Raw genomic sequence first — 19,455 nt, 5'->3', positions numbered from 1 at the left:
TTGTTTTTTTAAAATGAAATATTTAATCCAAAATTATAGCTCTTCGTGTTTGGATGTGTAAATTCATCAAAACCTCTTTGGAAAGTATTTCCAAAACCTCTTGCTGCTTCAGGATCTAGACCTTTATAGTCTGTTATAGTAATTAAGTTTCTCCCTGAGATTCTTAAGTTAATGTTGTCGATAGCTTCTAGCTTAATAAGTTTATTAAGTTTGAAGTTTAAGCTAATATCTCTAAATCTTAAGAAAGAACCATCTTCAACGAATTCAGAGGTTGGTACATTCGTATTATATAAAGAAGTATAGTAGCTTACAAAAGCTCCAGTTTGAACTGCTCCCGTTGGATCTTCTATAGAAACTGGTACTGCAGTATCTGAATGAAGACCGTTGTTGTATAACCATTGTCTAGCACGGTTATATACATCTAATCCTTGGAACCAATCCAATTGGAATGATACGTTTAAAAAGTCATCAAATAAAGAGAAATCATTAAGGAATGTCATAACAAAATCTGGTTGTGTACTACCGGCAACAGTTTTGTCTGGTCCGATAACAACTCTACCTGTATTTTTATTTACAACATAACCAGAACTAGCAATTGTAAAGTCATTTACATCGGCTGCAGGGATTATTCTATTTCCACTATTATCAACCGCATCTAAACTTGTAATTACTGGGAAAACTGAGAATGTTCCAATTTCTTCTCCCTCATCCAATACAAAATTGTCATTAACTACTACTGGTAATCCATTTGCAATTCTGTCAAGTATTGCGGTTGATTTTGTGAAACGTATTCCGAAATTCCATTTAAATTTTTCTGAAGTATACATTGAAGCATCTAAAGAAGCTTCAATACCATCACTGGTAATATCATATGCATTAGAAAAAATAGCACTTGTTCCCGTACTCGTAGGTAGACCTAATCTAAAAATTGCCCCGTCAGTTTTTCTATCGAAGTAGTTCATAGAACCATCTAATCGGGTAAACCAACTACCAGAACCTGGAGTAAATGTATAATCAATACCTAATTCAAGTTCCTTTGATGTTTCCACCTCTAGATTAGGATTCGCTACAGATGAAGGAATACCCGAAATTACTTCACTTCCTACTGTAGTAGTAGCTAAAGTAAAGATGTTTTGGCTAAACAATGGCTGGATACCAGCTTCTCCATAAGCAGCTCTTAACTTAAAAGTATTTACAATATCTGATTCGAATAACTCGGCAATATTAAAATAAGCATCTGCTCTTGGGAAGGTAAAGTCTAAGTTATTACCAAACCTGTTAGAGAAATCTCTTCTGAAACCAGCAGAAAAACCAAATGTGCTTCCAAAATCAAATTTTTGATTCAATAAGAATCCGTACGTTCTAAACGGTTCATCATTAAATTCGTTGAAGGTTTTTACAACCGCTTGATTGATGTTAAATGATCCAAATGGGCCAGTTGGTAAATTTGTTCCCGAAACATCAGTGGTTCTTGAACCTAAATCTCTCCAGTCAAAATTGAAAGTAGTATTAGATGTAACCGGGATGTTGATTTTAAGATCTTCTTTAAAATCTAACGTTAGGTTAGTAGAAATTAATAAGTTTTGAAAAAACTCTTGAGTGTCTACTTGATTTATAATACCAGTAACATTGGTACCAATAGAAGATTGTTGTTGGTGGTTACTTTGATTCTCTTGGAAAAATGTAAAGTTTTGAGAAAAAGTATCATACCCGTATTTCATGTTAACAGACAAAACCTCAAATGGTTCATAAGTTAAATCAAAGTTTGCGATATATCTAGTTACATCATCTTGCCTTGTTTGTATTTCTTGATAAAAGAAAGGATTGGCAGAGTTTGGATCTGTCGCATCTGGTGAAACTGTTAGATCTCCATCAGAGTTTCTATTAAAGAAATCTACATGAGGAAGGTTTTGGAATACATTGTTAATAAGATTGTTGGCATTTGCATTATCTGTATCCGTACCAGTTGTGTTCGAGCTGTTGATTACATCAAATCTTGTGTTTATTTTGATTCTTTTACCTAGGTCAAAACCAAGATTTAAACGTGCATCATATTTAGTGTATTTTCCTTCTACTAATACACTTTCTTGTTCTGTTCTGTTACCAGAAACTAAATATCTGATTCCTTCTGATCCACCAGATATAGTAACTCCATTAGTTGAGTTGATAGCATCTTTAAATAGTACATCTGTAGCTACAAAAGTTTGCTCTCTAAATGGAGTGTCATTAATACCTTCAGCTCCCAATGCAGTTCCATTTACATTTCTTTGATTAGGATCTACAGCAAGGTATTGTGCATTGTTGTTTAATTGAGTAACGGGAGTTCCGTTAAGATCAATTAAAAATCCTTGTGCATTAGTGGAGTAGTGATGCAGAGTAGCTCTAAGCGGATCGTCACCTGTTATGGCTTGTGCCACACTTACAGATGAACGAATGTTTACTACAGGAGCACCAGCTTTACCTTTTTTGGTAATGATGTTAATTACCCCATTAGCACCTTGAGCACCATAAATAGTACCTGCAGCTGCACCAGAAATTGTTTCTACTCTTTCAACATTCGCAAAGTCAATATCCGAAAGACGTGAACTTTGGTTAGAAGCTCCACCAACACTAGATTGAGATGTAGAAACTTGAACACCATCTATTAAGATCATTGGTTGGGATGAGTTCAAACTGTTAATAGCCCTAAGAACTATATTTTGTTGTTGACCTGGTTGCCCCGTCGTTGATTGAATAATAGTACCGGCAATCTTACCTTGTAAGGCTTGATCAATTGCTTGAGCTCCTTGAACCTGTAAATCTTCTGCTTTTACAGAGTTTACAGAAACCCCTAGCTTACGTTTACTTGTTCCAGAAGCCACCCCTGTTACTACTACTTCTTCAAGTACCGCAGCATCTTCTGCCAATGATACATTGATCTGGTTGTTATCCCCAACAACCATTTCTTTTGTAGTAAAACCAAGGTAACTAAATGTTAGAGTTGCTCCTTTACTGGCATTGATAGAATATTTTCCATCAAAATCAGTTTGAGTTCCATTGTTTGTTCCTTTTACAATAATGTTTACTCCTGGTAGCGGTGATCCGCCATTATCTGTTACGGTACCCGTAACAGTTTTGTCTTGTGCAAAAGAAGTTTGCACGACCAATGCTAGGAATAGCATCAGAATTCCCTTCAATAAAGATTTCATTGTGTTTTGTAATTTTAGAATTAGCCAGGCTAAAATTCATAATAATATCTTAATAATACAACTTTTTAGTGTGAAATTTACTAGTGCTTTTCACTTTTGGATGAAGGTTTTTAGGGGTATTATGCTGTGAATAAAGAAGTTAAGGTTTGTTTGGTTTTTTAAGTTAAAATTTGATTTTGTTTGTTTGAATAACTTATTTCTTTGAAGAAATCATAAATAAAGGCCTTTTTTATTAAATAAAGATCTTTCGATTTAAGAGAATAGATCTTTTTCTTAAGGATTTTCTAATCAAGAGGGGGGGGTGAAATCGTAATTGTTAAGAAAAAGATAAATGAATGAGTGTAAATTATCTTACTGCCTAGAAATATGTGTTAATTAGGTTGCTTTGTGCTATAGCTATAATCAAAGATTTTTTTTAAATCATTTTCGTTTTTATAAGAAAGCTTATTTGATTTAACATAATCATCTAACGATGCAACTTTGGTATTTTCTTTAATTAAGTCCGTTATAAATTTCTTTTTTAATTTAAAAGTAGTAAAGTCAGTACCATTCATTATGAAGTAGCTTTCGCTTTTTACTATTTTGCTTTTACTACGATTTAGCATAGGATCTGGTGAGCTTTCAATAATTTTTATAGAATATTTTTTTAAAATTGAAAATTCAGTGTTCTCATAAATAACCTGAAATACTTTTTCTTCTCCTTCAGAAGGATTGTAAAGGGACTTGAACTCTTTTCCGTTTACAATAACTTTATCAATATTTTCAAAATTAAAAATATATAAAGAGTCTCCTTCAATTTGTGACATGAATTCTTCTTTATTAATATTAAAATTAAAGTTAGAGAAAGCGTAGCTTTTTTTATTTTTTAGTTTTATGATAGTTTTGTTTTTCCATGTATCAAACAAATACTCAGAGCCATCTACTTCTGCTGCTGTAGCAGATGAATCGTTGAAAGAAGCAAAACTCCCACTTATAATTGCCGCTTGCGTTCTGAAGGTGTTAAACTGTATGGGTTGCCCTGCCGAATTAAGATTGAAATCTGTTGACGTTAAGTTTTGACTATGGATGCAACTAATTCCGAAAAAGAATACTACTGCAATAACGAGTTGGTTTTTCATAACAAAATGATTTAGCCTTAAATTAAAGAAAGATTGTTGTTCAACATTAAAATTACAAAACTTTATTCAGGGTATTAAGAAATTATAGTATTTTATTCTATATCAGTTCGATAAGTGGTTAAATCGAAGGTTTCAATATCCCCATTGTTAACCCCAATCAGCAAAAGTTCCTTGTTGTTTTGCGATATGGATTCAACGGATTTTACATTGCCATTAATATAAAAACCTGTTTTGTCTGGCCCAAGTACAGTATATCCTTCATTTTTATTAGAAAGTAATACTAACCCGTATGCATTATCCAGGCGTGGGGTTTCTACTTCGGTATTATAAATGGTTCCTACAATAACTATATCTTCATAGCCATCTGCATTGAAATCAAAAGATTTGCCGTCTAGAATTGGTATGGTCTGAGCCATTTTGGGAAGGACTATTTTTTCAAAGCCATCATTACCCTTGTTTAAGAGGAGAATAGAATTAAACTCGCTCGCTTCACTTTGGTGTGCTGTATTTATTTTGTCTCCGTATATTTTTTCTAAATCGGCGTTTGCAAATTCTTGATATGTAGGGATTTTTTTTGCGATAAATGGCATTTGTTGCGATGAACATTCACGCCCTCGTGCAGGAACATAATTTCCATTGTATTTATAACTCAGTACAACATCATGAGTTCCGTTTGAATCAAAATCATCTGCATAAATTCGTAAAGGCTTTTGTTTGGTTGCTTTGAATTTGAAATTTAAACCTACATTTCCTATTACATAATCCTTATTGCCATCATTGTTAATGTCGGTTTCAGTAATAGAAAACCACCATCCCTTTTCATTATCCAAATTGCTGTTTTGAGAAATATCTTTAAATACCCCTTGCTCATTTTTAAATAACCCTATCGAGGTCCATTCGCCAACTGCAATAAAATCTTGCCATCCATCATTATTAAAGTCGGTGGCAATCACTTTATTTACGATACCAAAGTTTTCAAAAGACGGCGCAACTTTTTTGGTTACATTTTTAAAATTTCCATCGATGTTTTCATAAATTATAGATGATGCTGAGATTGGGTATTTTTGTGATATAATTCTATTTCCTAGGATTAGATCAAAATCACCATCTTTATCAAAGTCAATTTTGGAAATAGTTTTTCCGCTAAAACTGGGATTTTCGTTAGAGAAAGGGTGCTTTTTAAAATTTCCATTACCATCATTTATATATAATCGATCTTTTAAGTATTTCGAATTTTCTTTAAATTCATTTCCTCCACTCACTACATAGATGTCAGTATCGCCATCAGAATCAAAATCAAAAAACAAGCTTTCCATATCTTCAAATTTGGCATCCTTAGTAAATAGATTGGTATTACTGTTTTTAAATCCTTTCGTAGTTTGGATGAATAATTGTCCCGCTTGTCCCGAGGCGCCTCCGATGTATATATCCTCCTTTTTATCTCCATTTATGTCTCCTTTTGTAATATATGGGCCTAATGTAGATTGTTTATAAGGCAATAATATTTCATTTTCAAAATCGTCATAGTTATTTTCTATATGCTTAAAATTTATCAGACTCTTTGTTTTTTCAAATAGAGTTGATTGTTCTCGTTTTTTTAATTCTTTTTTGAGAATGGCGTTTTTTTCATAAACATTGATAGTGGTATTTGCTTTTACCTTATATAATGTTTCTTGTTTACCAGATAACCACATGATTTTTACCGAGTCTATAGCGGTTATTTTATCTAAACCAAAATGTATGGTTTTATCAACTGAAGATAGGTAACCTCGTACTCTTTTTGATTCCTTGGTTTTTATAGTGCTATCATGATATAGTGTTACTTTTGCAAAATCCTCTGACGTTCTTCCTTTGGTATTGATTTTTAAAAAGTTTCCACTGTTATTTTCTATACTCATGTTTTTGTATAAAAAAGCGATGTCATCGATATTGTTTACTACAATTTCTAAGTCACCATCATTATCTAAATCTGAATATGCTGCACCATTAGAAAATGAAGGTTCATTGAGTTGGGTGGTAGATGTAATATTTTCAAAATTTAAACCCCCATTGTTTTTGAAAAGAATGTTGGATAGTTTTTCTGAAGGTAAGCGATCGTAAATCTCTTTTTTTACATCCAAAGGAACATTTCCTTTAAAATACTTTCTGGCTTTATAGATTAATGTTCTGATATCATTATCAAGAGCGTATTTTCTATATCCATTAGTTACATAGATGTCATCGTTTTGATCGTTGTTAAAATCAAAAACGAGACCAGCCCAACTCCAATCCGTTTTGGAAAGCCCTGTGTGTTGAGCAATATTATGAAAATTGTTGTTGCCGATATTTAGCTGTAACGAATTAAACATATATTGATCATGTAAATCGAGTTTGTTAATCAATAAATCAAACTTTTCTACATTCATAGATGCCATTAAAGTTTTGGACCGTACATGATCGCTTGATGCCATGTCTAAAACAAAAATATCTTTTAAATTGTCATTGTTTATATCGGCGATATCGACACCCATTCCGTAGAACGATACGTGATTAGTATATTCTTTAATTTGATCGGTGAAAGTGCCATTTTTATTATTTATATATAAGGCATCTGGAACATAATAATCATTAGCTATGTAGATATCTGTCCATCCATCATTATTGACGTCGCTGAGACATAATCCTAAACCAAAACTAGGTTGAAGAAGTCCTGATTTTTTTGTGACATCTATAAATTTACCGCCAACGTTTTGATATAAGTGACTGGAACTTTTAGTTCGTTTTGAATCTTCTTTTAGGATATTGTAGAAAGTAGTTGGGTCTAGGCCATAATAATCGTTTTCGTTCATAACGATACAATCTAAATCACCATCTTTATCAAAATCAAAAAAAGCGGATTGGGTACTTATGCCAGAATCATCTAATCCATATGTCGAGGCTTCTTCTTTAAAAGTTAAATCTTTTTGGTTGATAAGTAGTAAGTTTTTTCGAGAATTCTCCTCTTTTGGGCCGCCCTGTGATATATAGATGTCCATCCATCCATCATTATTTACATCTGCAAAAGTAACTCCATTAGACCAGGCTTTATTGGTGTTGATATTTGCGGTTGCAGATATATCTTCAAAAACAAGATCTCCTTTGTTTAGATAGAGTTTGTTAGATACCTGGTTACCACAGAAAAATATGTCTTTTAGGCCATCATTATTGAGGTCCTCAATGCCGACTCCTGCACCGTTATAGAAGAAATCAAAATCAAATAAATTGGATTTTGTAGAAATGGTATCTACAATAGTATTTTTAAAATGTAAATTACTGCTAGTTGCCGGAATTTTTGTGAAATGTTGTATGGGGGAAGTTTGTTTGTTTACTTTTTCTACAGTTGTTTTTTTTAGTGTGTTATTCGTGCTTGGGTTCTCTTTGCAAGAATAGAATATAAAAAATGTAGTTAGGGATATAAAAAATAACTTATTCATGTAGTTAAATGATTCAATAACTGGTTAAAGATATAAGACTGTTATTCTTTAGGAAATAAAACAGAAACTTTTTCATGTTTAACTCAGTAGTACTCTATAAGTAAACCAAAGTATTTTTTGTGAGTAAGAGAAAGTATAAATAAAAAAGGGTTTCTACATGTAGAAACCCTTTTTGTTACAATTTATAGCTTATAGACAAATATTTAAAAATATTTCACCAGGTGCAGGAGCAGGTCCATCTGCTGCTGCCTCTAATGGATCAGATCCATCTAAAGCATCATAATCAATAGTATATGTGTGTTCTGATTCAAAACTACCAGGAGTATATGTGAATACTAAATCGGTAGTTCCTGCTGGAACAGTTACTACATGTGTGGTCCCTTCATCTTCTGCTGTATAGTCAGTGCTAACACCATCTACAGTTACAGTAATGAAAGCTCCATCCCAACCATCTCCAAAGTCATCAACAAGGTCTAGAGTATATTCTCCTGCAAAAGGAGTAATAGGAATACATTTTAGTCCAACGTTGTATATAAAAGGAGAAGAGAAAAAAGAACCTCCAGAAACCGTTCCTCCTAGGTTGGTATTGGTATAAATTGCTCCATTGGTTAATTCCAATTCAAAACGGAAGCTAAATACATCTCCTCCATTAAATTCACCAGTACTCAAGCCATTAACAGCTAAGGCTTCAGCAAGTGTTGATGAGAAATCTAATCTAGGAAGGTTGAAATCTGAAACTGATAACCCAGCTCCTGTTTCCGTCAATATAAGTACTTCAGGCTTGCTGTTATCGGTACCATCATCCAAATTATCCGTAAAACTTTGGTATAATCTAATTTCAGATATCAGACCTCCATTTTCTGCATCTTGTTCCTCAACAGATACATCAAATACAAATCGAGAATCGTTTGGGTCAAAAAAGTTAAACGTATTGGTAGCACTGATTGTTCTTAAAACAGCTCCATTGGTAATACCGGCTAAAACATCATCAACGGTTTTATCATCTGTACTACAAGATTGCATTATAGAAAATGCAAAAAGGAGAACAAAGAATTTATTTATATATTTTTTCATGAATAATATTTTTTAATTATTAATTGGCTACAGGAGCACTAGCATTAGTATCCCAAAATACAGGTTGTGTCTGATCTGCTTTTTGGCTGATATTAGCGTTAGTGTTTACCTCATTTGCAGGGTAAAATAAAGATCTTATAAATACACCAGGACTAGGATTTAAACTTGCCTGTAATGTAGTTGGATATCCTGTTCTTCTATAAAAATTATAAGACTCAATCCCATTACCAAACACAGCAATAAAATATTGCTCTCCTAAGATATCCCATTTTCCGGCCATATCTGCAGCATCAAAAGCAGTTTCAACACTTGTTATGAAAGTGGTAACATCTGCAGCAGAAGGTTCGAAAGAAGTATCTGCAGAAGTATCAAGACTAACAAAACCTTGTACTTTTGCAATAGATTTGGTTAAGCCAGCAGACATAAAAGTTCTAGCAGCCATAGTGTTTCCATTCACCATCGCAATTTCTGCTTGCATAAAATCTACCCAAGCGGCTGTTAAAATAGGAGTAATACCTGCACCTGCACCTCCTGAACCTAATGCAACACCAGCATTATCTGGATCAGTGTCAAATCTATCATCATCAAATTTTCCTCCTACAGGGTAAACACCAAAAGTAGTTCGTAAAAAACCATCTGGCGGAATACCGGCAGGATCTCCATGATCTCTTCCCCAATAACCATTGTCTAGATTACAAAATGTAAATCCTCCAGCTACATAATGCGCAGGCGCGGTTTGTAAAGAACATTGTAAAGTTTCTTCATTAGGAGGTATTCCAGTTGCTCCAGGTACAGCATCGGTTTGTCTGTAAAAGTAGTAACGAATCCTTGGGTCAGAAGAAGTGTCCATTTGATTCATTAACCAATTCGACATATAATCACCAGCTCCAGTAGCGGTATAATTTAAACCATATCTTGGATGTCTCGTATCTGGTTGAGAAGCACTAGTTGCAGGCCAGCTAAATTGAAAATCATCTGCTGTATCAGTAATATAATCTCCCGTATTTAGTATTGCTGTAATGCTAGCTAAAGCAGTAGGATCTACTAAGCGTCTTTGGTTGTATAAACGCATTTTTAGTGTATTCGCAGCGTTAACCCACTTGTCATAGTCATCTCCATAAAAGAAAATTATTGAAGGTTCTACAGTTACGTCATTTTGGAAATTGACAATTGCATTGTCCAAAAGAACTAATGCAGCATCGTATACAGATGAACCACTATCTAAAGATGGGTTTAGATTATCAGATCCTCCTATCGCTTCAGTATATGGGATGTCTCCGTAAAAATCTACCATAGCTGTGATTACATACGCTTCTATAAATTGTGCAATAGCAATATGTCTGGTCTGCCCATTGGCTTCAGCAAGAGGAACCATAGATCTAATATCTGCTAAAATACCTTGATAGGCATTCACCCACTCATCATCAGAATCACTACCCAAATAGGCTGTATTGTATTGATTGCTGGATGTTAATGCAAAAAGTCTGGTTAATTGAGATCCGAATAGAGATAGTCCGTCTCCATTGGTATTTCCTCCAGATTGCCAGTTGTCGTTGGCATCAAAATCTGCATCACCTTCTATTTGTCTAACAAAATCTTCTTGTATAGAAGTTAAAAATAAATCTACACCTGCTTGATCCGGGGTCAAAAAATTTGGATCCTCAGTAAGATCTAGCTCTGTTGTTTCACATGAAAAAACAAGAAAGAGGCTTGTTACTATTAATATATATTTATTTATATTTTTCATTTTTTTAAATTATAAAATTAAAAAGTTGCCTTTACACTAAATCCATATCTTCTAGCACTAGGACCATTAATGAAATCAAAACCAAATCCATTTCCTACTCCTGTTCCAGAAGTGTTCGGGTCAAAATTAGCGCCATCTGGAGTATTTACGGCATCATACCAAAGGTTGTTACCAGATGCTGTTAGTGTTACAGAGCCAAAAGGCGTTTTTTCCAAGTATTTTTTCGGAAAGTTATAGGCAAGTGAAACTTCTTGCAATCTTATTAATGTTGCGTCGTATACTTGATTTTCGTTAGGTCCAAATAATACATTACTAAAATAAAAATCAGAATTATTTATTTGTACAGAATTTGGATTTCCACTAGCGTCAACTCCTGGTAAAATAAAAGTATTTTCTCTATCTAGTGTTTCTACAATTAAGCCTCTACCTAATAAAGTAGAAATGGTACTCGAGTATATATCACCACCTTTAGTGTAGTTAACTTGTACTCCTAAAGAGAAGTTTTTGTAAGAAAAAGTATTCTTAATATTCATTGTATAATCTGGGTTAGGGTCCCCTATAATACCATCTTCTGGATCTTGAACATAAAACCCATCTGTACCTACTACTAAATTACCATTATCATCTCTTAGTATTCTTGAGCCAAAAAGAACACCGAGCGGCTCTCCTTTTATGGCTGCGTTACCAAGATTTGAAAAACCTGAGTATACCACTAAGTCAGTATCTAGTCCTAAATCTGTAACTTCAGACTTATACGTTGTGAAATTCAAATTAGCATCCCAATTAAATCCATCATCTGTACTACTTTCTATCAAAGTAACTCCTAAATCTAATTCAAGTCCTTTGTTTTCAATCTCACCAATATTTGTTCTTGTTGTGGTGTTACCTGTTGTAGGCCCTAATGGTCTATTGATAATTAGATCCTCGGTAATTCTGTAATAAAAAGATAAGTCAACTGAAACTCGGCTTTTCCATAGTCTAGCTTCAACACCAACCTCATACTCAGTTAGTAATTCTGGTTTTAAATCCGGGTTTCCTAACACATTACTTGTAGTGTTAGATACGACATTAGAACCTCCATCTTGAAAATCTTGAGTATCTAGAGATAATGTGTTAGCAACAGGGAATCCAGGATCTCCAAAACTTGCAGAAGTTCCATATCCTGCTCTTAGTTTTAGGTAACTAACCATGTCTGATTTTAGACCAGCGAAAGCAGATGTTGGTAAAAAGGAAACACTTGCACTAGGATAAAAAATAGATCTGTTGTCACTTTCAAAATTGGATACCCAATCATTTCTTCCTGCTAATGTTAAGAATAAAAAATTCTCGTAATCAAATTGAGCTTGTCCGTATAAACCAACAATATTTCTTTCAAAAAATGATTGTATTTCATTTTGTCTTAAAAAGTTAAAGTGCCTCAAAACTCCAAATGATTGTTGGCCATCACTGGCAGTACCATTTTGGTCAAAAATTACATTTCTAGAAGTGGCACCTGCACTAAAACTAACACCAATCCTATCATTAATTTGAGAATTTCCGGTTAAAGCTATATTATGGTCATAAATAGAGTTTAAGTTGTTCCATGTTTCATAAAAACCACTAGCTAGTCGTACATCACCACTATTACTATTTACTCCACCTTTATTTTGATAGTTTACATTACTCTCATTATAAACATCAATACCTGCACGATAAAAAATACTTAAATTATCATTAAAGTTATATTGTATAGTAGCATTACCGAAAACACGATTTGTTAATTGTGTAGTCTGAGCATTGTTTAATGTCCATAATGGATGTTGTATACTATTGTTTTGTCTGTAATATACACTACCACCTGTTACAGGATCCTGAAAAGGTAGTCCTTGTATGTCGATACTTCTAGGTGTAAACCATAAATCTCCAAAAATAGAGGAGCCTGTACCTGTTGCTCCATTACCCTGGCTTAAGGCAACTGGAGGGGAAACAAAATTCGTTCTGGCAAAATTTAAAGTTCCACTTATTGTAAACTTATTACTTAGTTTTGCGCTACCTCCAATACCTAATGTATTACGGCCTAATTTATTTCCTGGAGTAAAACCTTCATCATCCAGATGTCCATAATTCACATTGTATGAAATGTTTCCATTATCCGAAACTCCTCTTAGGTTAACAGATGCCGAAGCAGCTCCTCCTATTCTGAAAAAATCTTTTACACTATCATATGGTCTCCAATCATAACGTGCTCCTTGAAATTCAGGAAAAGCCGCTTGAATTGCTGGAGTCGAAGTAGAATATGGATGTGGCAGTGTAGCATTTGCGTCAATAGCAGAACTGTTTCCGTAACCAGAAACTCCACCTTCTCTAAAACTAGGTCCCCAGTTACTAAAGAACCATCCAAAAGATTGATCAAAACCATTACCATATTCATCTTGATAATCTGGTAGTGATGCTATTTCAGTGAAAAAATAAGAAGAAGAAACTGTTACTTCCATTTTCTTTTGGGCTTTCCCAGAAGCTCCTGCTTTGGTAGTAATCAATACAACACCATTACGTCCATCACTTCCGTATAAAGTAGAAGCAGCTAGACCTTTTAATACACTTACGCTTTCAATACTGTTAGGATCCAAATCCAAAAACCTACTAGATCCATTGTTACCATTTACAAAGTCATTTCGACTTCCTTGTCGACCTGAAGCATTTGTATCTGTACTAAATGGTACTCCATCTACTATAAATAAAGCTTGGTTACTTGAACTGAATGAGTTTTGTCCTCTAATAACGATATTGGTACCAGATCCAGTAAGACCACTTTGTTGTGTGATCTGTACACCGGCAGATTTTCCAAGTAATACCCTGGCAATATCTCCTTCGGAACGTTGTGCAATTTCTTCACTTTTAATTTCACTTACAGCGTACCCCAGAGATTTCTTCTCTCGTTTGATACCTTGAGCAGTTACAATTACTTCTTCCAATTCTGAAGCCGAAGCCCCTAATTGAATAGTTATTGTATTGCTGTCTCCAACAACTACTTCTTTAGTGGTAAAACCAAGGTAGCTATAAGTTAAAGTGTCTCCGGTATTAGCAGTGATAGAATATTTCCCATCAAAATCAGTTTGAGCTCCATTGTTTGTTCCTTTTACAATAATGTTTACTCCCGGGAGCGGAGATCCGCTGTTGTCTGTTACAGTACCTGTAACGGTTTTTTCTTGTGCATACGAAAAATGCACAACTAGTGCTAGGAATAGCACCAGTAGATTTCTTGGTGATTTCATTTATTTTAATTATTAGAATTAGCCTAATTCAAAATTGATAATAAATTATCATTAAAAATGCATTTTTGCATTTTTTTAACATTTTCTATTACGGTAAATCTGTTAAATTATAATAATTTATTAATTTTTATTCATTGTTAATTTAAGGTTATACCATTCTTTTATTACGGGATATCTTTATTTCTTGTTTAGTTTTTTTCTTTCAAAAAGAAAAGATTTGTTGGATAGTAATAGGTAAATTAAAGATGTTAACCTTTATGTAATATGTGTATTTCGTTGTTTACCTTGTTTAGTGTAGTGCGAATAATCTGATTTAAGTGTTTTGTTTTTCTTCAGGAGTGTTTTTTAATGTACAAATTAGTTTTCTTGGTGATGAGTGTAATAATAATTTCACTACGGTTACACCTTTTCTTTTAGGTGGAGAATTTCTATCGGTATCCATGAGAATTTTAAATATTTAAAAATTAATGTAGTAGGATTTGATTTGCTCAAAAAAAATTCTACCTTTGCAGCCCTTTAAAAAGGGATATTTAAAATTATTTAATATATAGTGTAAAGCAAATTATGCCAACAATTTCACAATTAGTAAGAAAAGGTAGAGCCAAAATAACTAAGAAGAGTAAATCGGCTGCTTTGGATTCGTGCCCGCAACGTCGCGGTGTTTGTACGCGTGTATATACGACTACGCCAAAAAAACCAAACTCGGCTATGAGAAAAGTAGCACGTGTTAGGTTGACAAATGGTAAGGAAGTAAATGCGTACATCGGCGGTGAAGGTCACAATCTCCAAGAGCACTCGATAGTATTAGTTAGAGGTGGAAGGGTAAAAGATTTACCAGGAGTTAGGTATCACATTGTTCGTGGAGCCTTAGACACCGCTGGTGTTGAAGGAAGAACGCAACGTAGATCTAAGTATGGTGCTAAACGCCCTAAGAAGTAATTAAAAACTTTAAGAAGAAGACATGAGAAAAAGAAAGGCTAAAAAAAGACCTATTTTACCAGATCCTCGTTTTAACGATCAATTAGTGACTCGTTTTGTAAATATGATGATGTGGGATGGTAAAAAGTCAACTGCTTTTAAAATTTTCTACGACGCGATGGATATCGTTGAAGAGAAGAAACAAAATGAAGAAAAAACTGCATTAGAAATGTGGAAAGACGCATTATCTAATGTGATGCCTCACGTAGAAGTACGAAGCCGTAGAGTTGGTGGAGCTACTTTTCAGATTCCTAATCCAATCAGGCCAGACCGTAAGATATCGACTGCTATGAAGTGGTTGATTCAATTTTCGCGTAAAAGAAATGAGAAATCTATGGCTCAGAAACTTGCTGCAGAAGTTATAGCTGCAGAAAAGGAAGAAGGAGCTGCTGTTAAGAAAAGAGTAGATACTCATAAGATGGCTGAAGCAAATAAAGCATTCTCACACTTTAGATTTTAATCATTAAGAAATGGCTAGAGATTTAAAATATACTAGAAATATAGGAATTGCTGCGCATATTGACGCAGGAAAAACTACAACTACTGAGCGTATACTTTATTATACGGGAGTAAGTCATAAAATAGGTGAGGTGCACGATGGTGCAGCTACTATGGACTGGATGGAACAAGAGCAAGAGCGAGGTATTACAATTACTTCTGCTGCAACTACTTGTGAATGGAAGTTTCCAACTGAAAATGGCCAGCCAGTAGATGATACCAAAGGATATCACTTTAATATTATTGATACACCAGGTCACGTAGATTTTACGGTTGAAGTAAATCGTTCACTTCGTGTTCTTGATGGGTTAGTTTTCTTATTTAGTGCAGTTGATGGTGTTGAACCACAATCTGAAACTAACTGGAGGCTTGCTGATAATTATAAAGTACCACGTATTGGTTTTGTGAATAAAATGGACCGTCAAGGATCTAACTTTATGGCAGTTTGCCAACAGGTTAAGGATATGCTAGGGTCTAATGCTGTACCAATTGTTATGAATATTGGTGATGAGGCAGATTTTAAAGGTATAGTTGATTTGGTGAAGAACCGTGCTATTGTATGGCATGATGAAACTCAGGGTTCTACCTTTGATGTTATAGATATTCCTGAAGAATTAAAAGCAGAAGCAGCTGAGTTGAGAGGTAAGCTAATTGAAGAGGTTGCTGCTTATGACGAAAATCTTTTGGAGAAATTCATGGAAGATGAGGATTCTATTACTGAAGAAGAAGTGCATGCTGCTCTTCGTGCTGCAGTAATGGATATGTCTATTATTCCTATGATTTGTGGATCTGCATTCAAAAACAAAGGAGTTCAATTCCTTTTAGATGCAGTTTGTCGTTACTTACCTTCTCCAACAGATAAAGAAGGTATTGTTGGAATTAATCCTGATACAGATCAAGAAGAATTACGTAAGCCAGATGTAAAGGAGCCATTTGCTGCTTTAGCATTTAAAATTGCTACAGATCCATTCGTAGGTCGTTTAGCATTCTTTAGAGCATATTCTGGTCGTTTAGATGCAGGTTCTTATATATTAAATAATCGTTCAGGTAAAAAAGAACGTATTTCGCGTATATATCAAATGCACTCTAATAAACAAAACGCTATCGATTATATCGAAGCAGGTGATATCGGAGCTGCAGTAGGATTTAAGGATATAAAGACTGGTGATACTATGTCTAATGAGAAAAATCCTATTGTTTTAGAATCTATGGACTTCCCTGATCCGGTAATTGGTATCGCGGTAGAGCCTAAGACTAAGGCAGATGTTGATAAGTTAGGAATGTCTTTGGCTAAATTGGCTGAAGAAGATCCAACATTTACTGTAAGAACAGATGAGGCTTCAGGACAGACTATTATTTCTGGTATGGGTGAGCTTCACTTAGATATTATTGTAGATCGTCTAAGACGTGAATTTAAAGTTGAAGTGAATCAAGGTCAACCTCAGGTTGAGTACAAAGAAGCTATTACAGCTGCTGCTGATCATAGAGAGGTTTATAAGAAGCAATCTGGTGGTCGTGGTAAATTCGCGGATATTGTATTTACAATTGAACCAGCTGACGAAGGTGTTGTTGGTTTACAGTTTGAATCTACGATAAAAGGAGGTAATGTACCTAAAGAATTTATTCCTTCGATAGAAAAAGGTTTCAAAACAGCTATGGTAAATGGTCCATTGGCTGGGTATGAAGTAGATTCTATGAAGGTGACTTTAAAAGATGGTTCTTATCACGATGTGGATTCTGATCAGTTATCGTTTGAGTTAGCTGCTAAGTTAGGATTTAAAAATTCTGCTAAAGCTGCAAAAGCGGTAATTATGGAGCCAATTATGAAGCTAGAAGTTATTACTCCAGAAGAAAATATGGGTGATATCGTAGGTGATCTTAACCGTCGTAGAGGACAAGTGAGTGACATGGGTGATAGAGCTGGTGCAAAAACAGTAAAAGCTACTGTTCCACTTTCTGAAATGTTTGGATATGTAACAACATTAAGAACATTGTCATCTGGTAGAGCAACATCTACAATGGAATTTTCTCACTATGCAGAAACTCCTTCTAATATTTCAGAAGCAGTAATTGCAGAAGCAAAAGGAGTTAACGCTTAATTATTACAGAAATGAGTCAAAAAATTAGAATAAAACTAAAATCTTACGATCACAATTTGGTAGATAAGTCTGCTGAGAAAATCGTAAAGACGGTAAAGAGTACTGGTGCTGTAGTAACTGGGCCAATTCCATTACCAACACATAAAAAGATTTTTACAGTGCTTCGTTCTCCGCACGTAAATAAGAAATCCAGAGAGCAGTTTCAATTAAGTTCTTATAAAAGACTTTTGGATATATACAGCTCTTCTTCAAAAACGATTGACGCGTTGATGAAGTTGGAATTACCTAGCGGAGTAGAAGTTGAAATTAAAGTGTGATAATAATACGCTTTAGTTAAAGCTTTACAAGAGATAAATGTCCCAAGCTGCGTGCAAGGGAAAGACGGCAAAAAAATACATTCAGGGTTGAAGTATTTTGACCCTGTTTTTTTGCAAAAGGTTATAATGATATATTGAAAGTAATTTCAATACGTAAATAAAATTAATTAATAAATAAATTAAATATGTCTGGGTTAATAGGAAAAAAGATCGGTATGACCAGCATCTTCGACGAGAATGGAAAAAATATTCCATGTACCGTTATTGAGGCTGGACCATGCGTGGTTACCCAAGTCAGAACTGAAGAGGTTGATGGTTATGAAGCTATTCAGCTAGGTTTCGATGACAAAGCAGACAAAAATGCTACTAAAGCGGCTTTAGGTCACTTTAAAAAAGCAGGAACTGTTGCTAAACGTAAAGTTGTCGAATTTCAAGGTTTTGATGAGGAGTACAAATTAGGTGAAACGATAACAGTAGAGCATTTTGTCGAAGGAGAATTTGTTGATATTTCTGGAACTTCCAAAGGAAAAGGTTTTCAGGGTGTTGTAAAAAGACACGGCTTTGCTGGTGTTGGACAAGCAACTCACGGTCAGCATAACAGATTAAGAGCTCCAGGTTCGATTGGTGCTGCATCCTATCCTGCAAGAGTTTTCAAAGGAATGAAAATGGCAGGAAGAATGGGTGGAGATAGAGTAAAAGTTCAAAACTTAAAAGTGTTAAAGGTAGTTGCTGAAAAGAACTTACTTGTTGTTAAAGGATGTGTTCCTGGACATAAAAACGCTTATGTAACTATTCAGAAGTAATGAAAGTAGCGGTAATTGATATAAACGGAAAAGAAACAGGAAGAAAGGCAGACCTTTCTGATGCTGTTTTTGGTATTGAGCCAAACGATCATGCTGTGTACTTAGATGTGAAACAGTATTTGGCAAATCAACGTCAAGGTACACACAAGGCTAAGGAGCGTGCAGAGATAACTGGTAGTACCAGAAAGATCAAGAAGCAAAAAGGAACTGGTACAGCTAGAGCAGGTAGTATCAAGTCTCCTATTTTTAAAGGAGGAGGTAGAATTTTTGGTCCTAGACCACGTAGCTACTCTTTTAAATTGAATAAAAATTTAAAGAAATTAGCGCGTAAATCTGCGCTAAGTATCAAAGCAAATGATAAGGCAATAACTGTTATTGAAGACTTTAATTTTGATGCGCCAAAAACGAAGAATTTTACTGCTATTTTGAAGTCTTTAGGGCTCGAGAGCAAAAAATCTTTGTTTGTGTTGGCTGAGTCAAATAATAATGTATATTTGTCGTCACGCAATTTGAAAGGTTCAGAAGTTATAACTACCTCAGAATTAAGTACTTACAAAATACTTAATGCTAATAAAGTAGTACTTTTGGAAGGTTCTTTGAAAGGAATTGAAACGAATTTAAGTAAATAGAAGCCATGAGTATCTTAATAAAACCTATTATTACGGAAAAGGCTACTGCAGATAGCGAGGTGAATAACCGCTATGGTTTTGTAGTAGATAAAAAAGCGAATAAGGTAGAGATCAAAAAAGCAGTTGAAGCTGCTTATGGAGTATCTGTAACTAAAGTTCGTACATTAAACGTCCGTCCAGACCGTAAAACTCGTTATACAAAAACGGGGATGGTCACTGGTAAAACAAGTGCGATTAAAAAAGCAATTGTACAGGTGGCGGAAGGTGAAGTAATTGATTTATATAGTAATCTTTAAGA

General features: G+C 34.5%; 14 protein-coding genes. 7 read left to right on the top strand and 7 right to left on the bottom strand.

Annotated features, from left to right (window positions below; all coding sequences use genetic code 11):
* Positions 1-8: 8 nt before the first annotated feature.
* From DK508_RS04260 to DK508_RS21515, 7 genes are all read right to left on the bottom strand, one after another.
* Entirely contained in the window at positions 9-3,188 is a 3,180-nt protein-coding gene (locus tag DK508_RS04260) for a SusC/RagA family TonB-linked outer membrane protein (protein WP_109299493.1), read from the bottom strand.
* 371 nt (positions 3,189-3,559) lie between these two features.
* Complete coding sequence (locus tag DK508_RS04255; protein ID WP_109299492.1) at positions 3,560-4,306, bottom strand: hypothetical protein; 747 nt, start codon at positions 4,304-4,306, stop codon at positions 3,560-3,562.
* Positions 4,307-4,398: 92 nt separating this feature from the next.
* Entirely contained in the window at positions 4,399-7,758 is a 3,360-nt protein-coding gene (locus tag DK508_RS04250; RefSeq protein WP_109299491.1) for a VCBS repeat-containing protein, read from the bottom strand.
* A 189-nt stretch (positions 7,759-7,947) separates the two neighbouring features.
* Positions 7,948-8,832, bottom strand: coding sequence for a hypothetical protein (locus tag DK508_RS04245; RefSeq protein WP_160114556.1), 885 nt, complete (start codon positions 8,830-8,832; stop codon positions 7,948-7,950).
* 19 nt (positions 8,833-8,851) lie between these two features.
* A complete protein-coding gene (locus tag DK508_RS04240) occupies positions 8,852-10,579 on the bottom strand; it encodes a SusD/RagB family nutrient-binding outer membrane lipoprotein (protein WP_109299489.1) in 1,728 nt (575 codons plus the stop codon).
* 17 nt (positions 10,580-10,596) lie between these two features.
* On the bottom strand, positions 10,597-13,833 hold the full coding sequence (locus DK508_RS04235) for a SusC/RagA family TonB-linked outer membrane protein (RefSeq protein ID WP_109299488.1): 3,237 nt from the start codon (positions 13,831-13,833) through the stop codon (positions 10,597-10,599).
* Positions 13,834-14,146: 313 nt separating this feature from the next.
* A complete protein-coding gene (locus tag DK508_RS21515) occupies positions 14,147-14,275 on the bottom strand; it encodes a hypothetical protein (protein ID WP_255411293.1) in 129 nt (42 codons plus the stop codon).
* A 122-nt stretch (positions 14,276-14,397) separates the two neighbouring features.
* Here DK508_RS21515 and rpsL point away from each other — a divergent pair, with 122 nt between their 5' ends.
* From rpsL to rplW, 7 genes are all read left to right on the top strand, one after another.
* On the top strand, positions 14,398-14,772 hold the full coding sequence (rpsL, locus tag DK508_RS04230) for a 30S ribosomal protein S12 (protein ID WP_024770883.1): 375 nt from the start codon (positions 14,398-14,400) through the stop codon (positions 14,770-14,772).
* 22 nt (positions 14,773-14,794) lie between these two features.
* Positions 14,795-15,271, top strand: coding sequence for a 30S ribosomal protein S7 (rpsG, locus tag DK508_RS04225; protein WP_109299487.1), 477 nt, complete (start codon positions 14,795-14,797; stop codon positions 15,269-15,271).
* Between the two features lie 10 nt (positions 15,272-15,281).
* Positions 15,282-17,408, top strand: a complete 2,127-nt coding sequence (fusA, locus tag DK508_RS04220; RefSeq protein WP_109299486.1) for an elongation factor G — start codon at positions 15,282-15,284, stop codon at positions 17,406-17,408.
* An 11-nt stretch (positions 17,409-17,419) separates the two neighbouring features.
* Positions 17,420-17,725, top strand: a complete 306-nt coding sequence (gene rpsJ, locus DK508_RS04215; protein ID WP_010181931.1) for a 30S ribosomal protein S10 — start codon at positions 17,420-17,422, stop codon at positions 17,723-17,725.
* 185 nt (positions 17,726-17,910) lie between these two features.
* A complete protein-coding gene (gene rplC / locus DK508_RS04210) occupies positions 17,911-18,528 on the top strand; it encodes a 50S ribosomal protein L3 (RefSeq protein WP_109299485.1) in 618 nt (205 codons plus the stop codon).
* Entirely contained in the window at positions 18,528-19,157 is a 630-nt protein-coding gene (gene rplD, locus DK508_RS04205) for a 50S ribosomal protein L4 (protein WP_109299484.1), read from the top strand. The genes rplC and rplD overlap by 1 nt, the downstream gene beginning before the upstream one ends.
* 5 nt (positions 19,158-19,162) lie before the next feature.
* Positions 19,163-19,453, top strand: a complete 291-nt coding sequence (rplW, locus tag DK508_RS04200) for a 50S ribosomal protein L23 (RefSeq protein ID WP_109299483.1) — start codon at positions 19,163-19,165, stop codon at positions 19,451-19,453.
* The last annotated feature ends 2 nt before the right edge of the window (positions 19,454-19,455 follow it).

It is taken from the genome of Aquimarina sp. AU474 (genome assembly GCF_900312815.1).
Lineage (GTDB): Bacteria > Bacteroidota > Bacteroidia > Flavobacteriales > Flavobacteriaceae > Aquimarina.
This window is presented reverse-complemented; position numbering and strand designations above follow the sequence as displayed.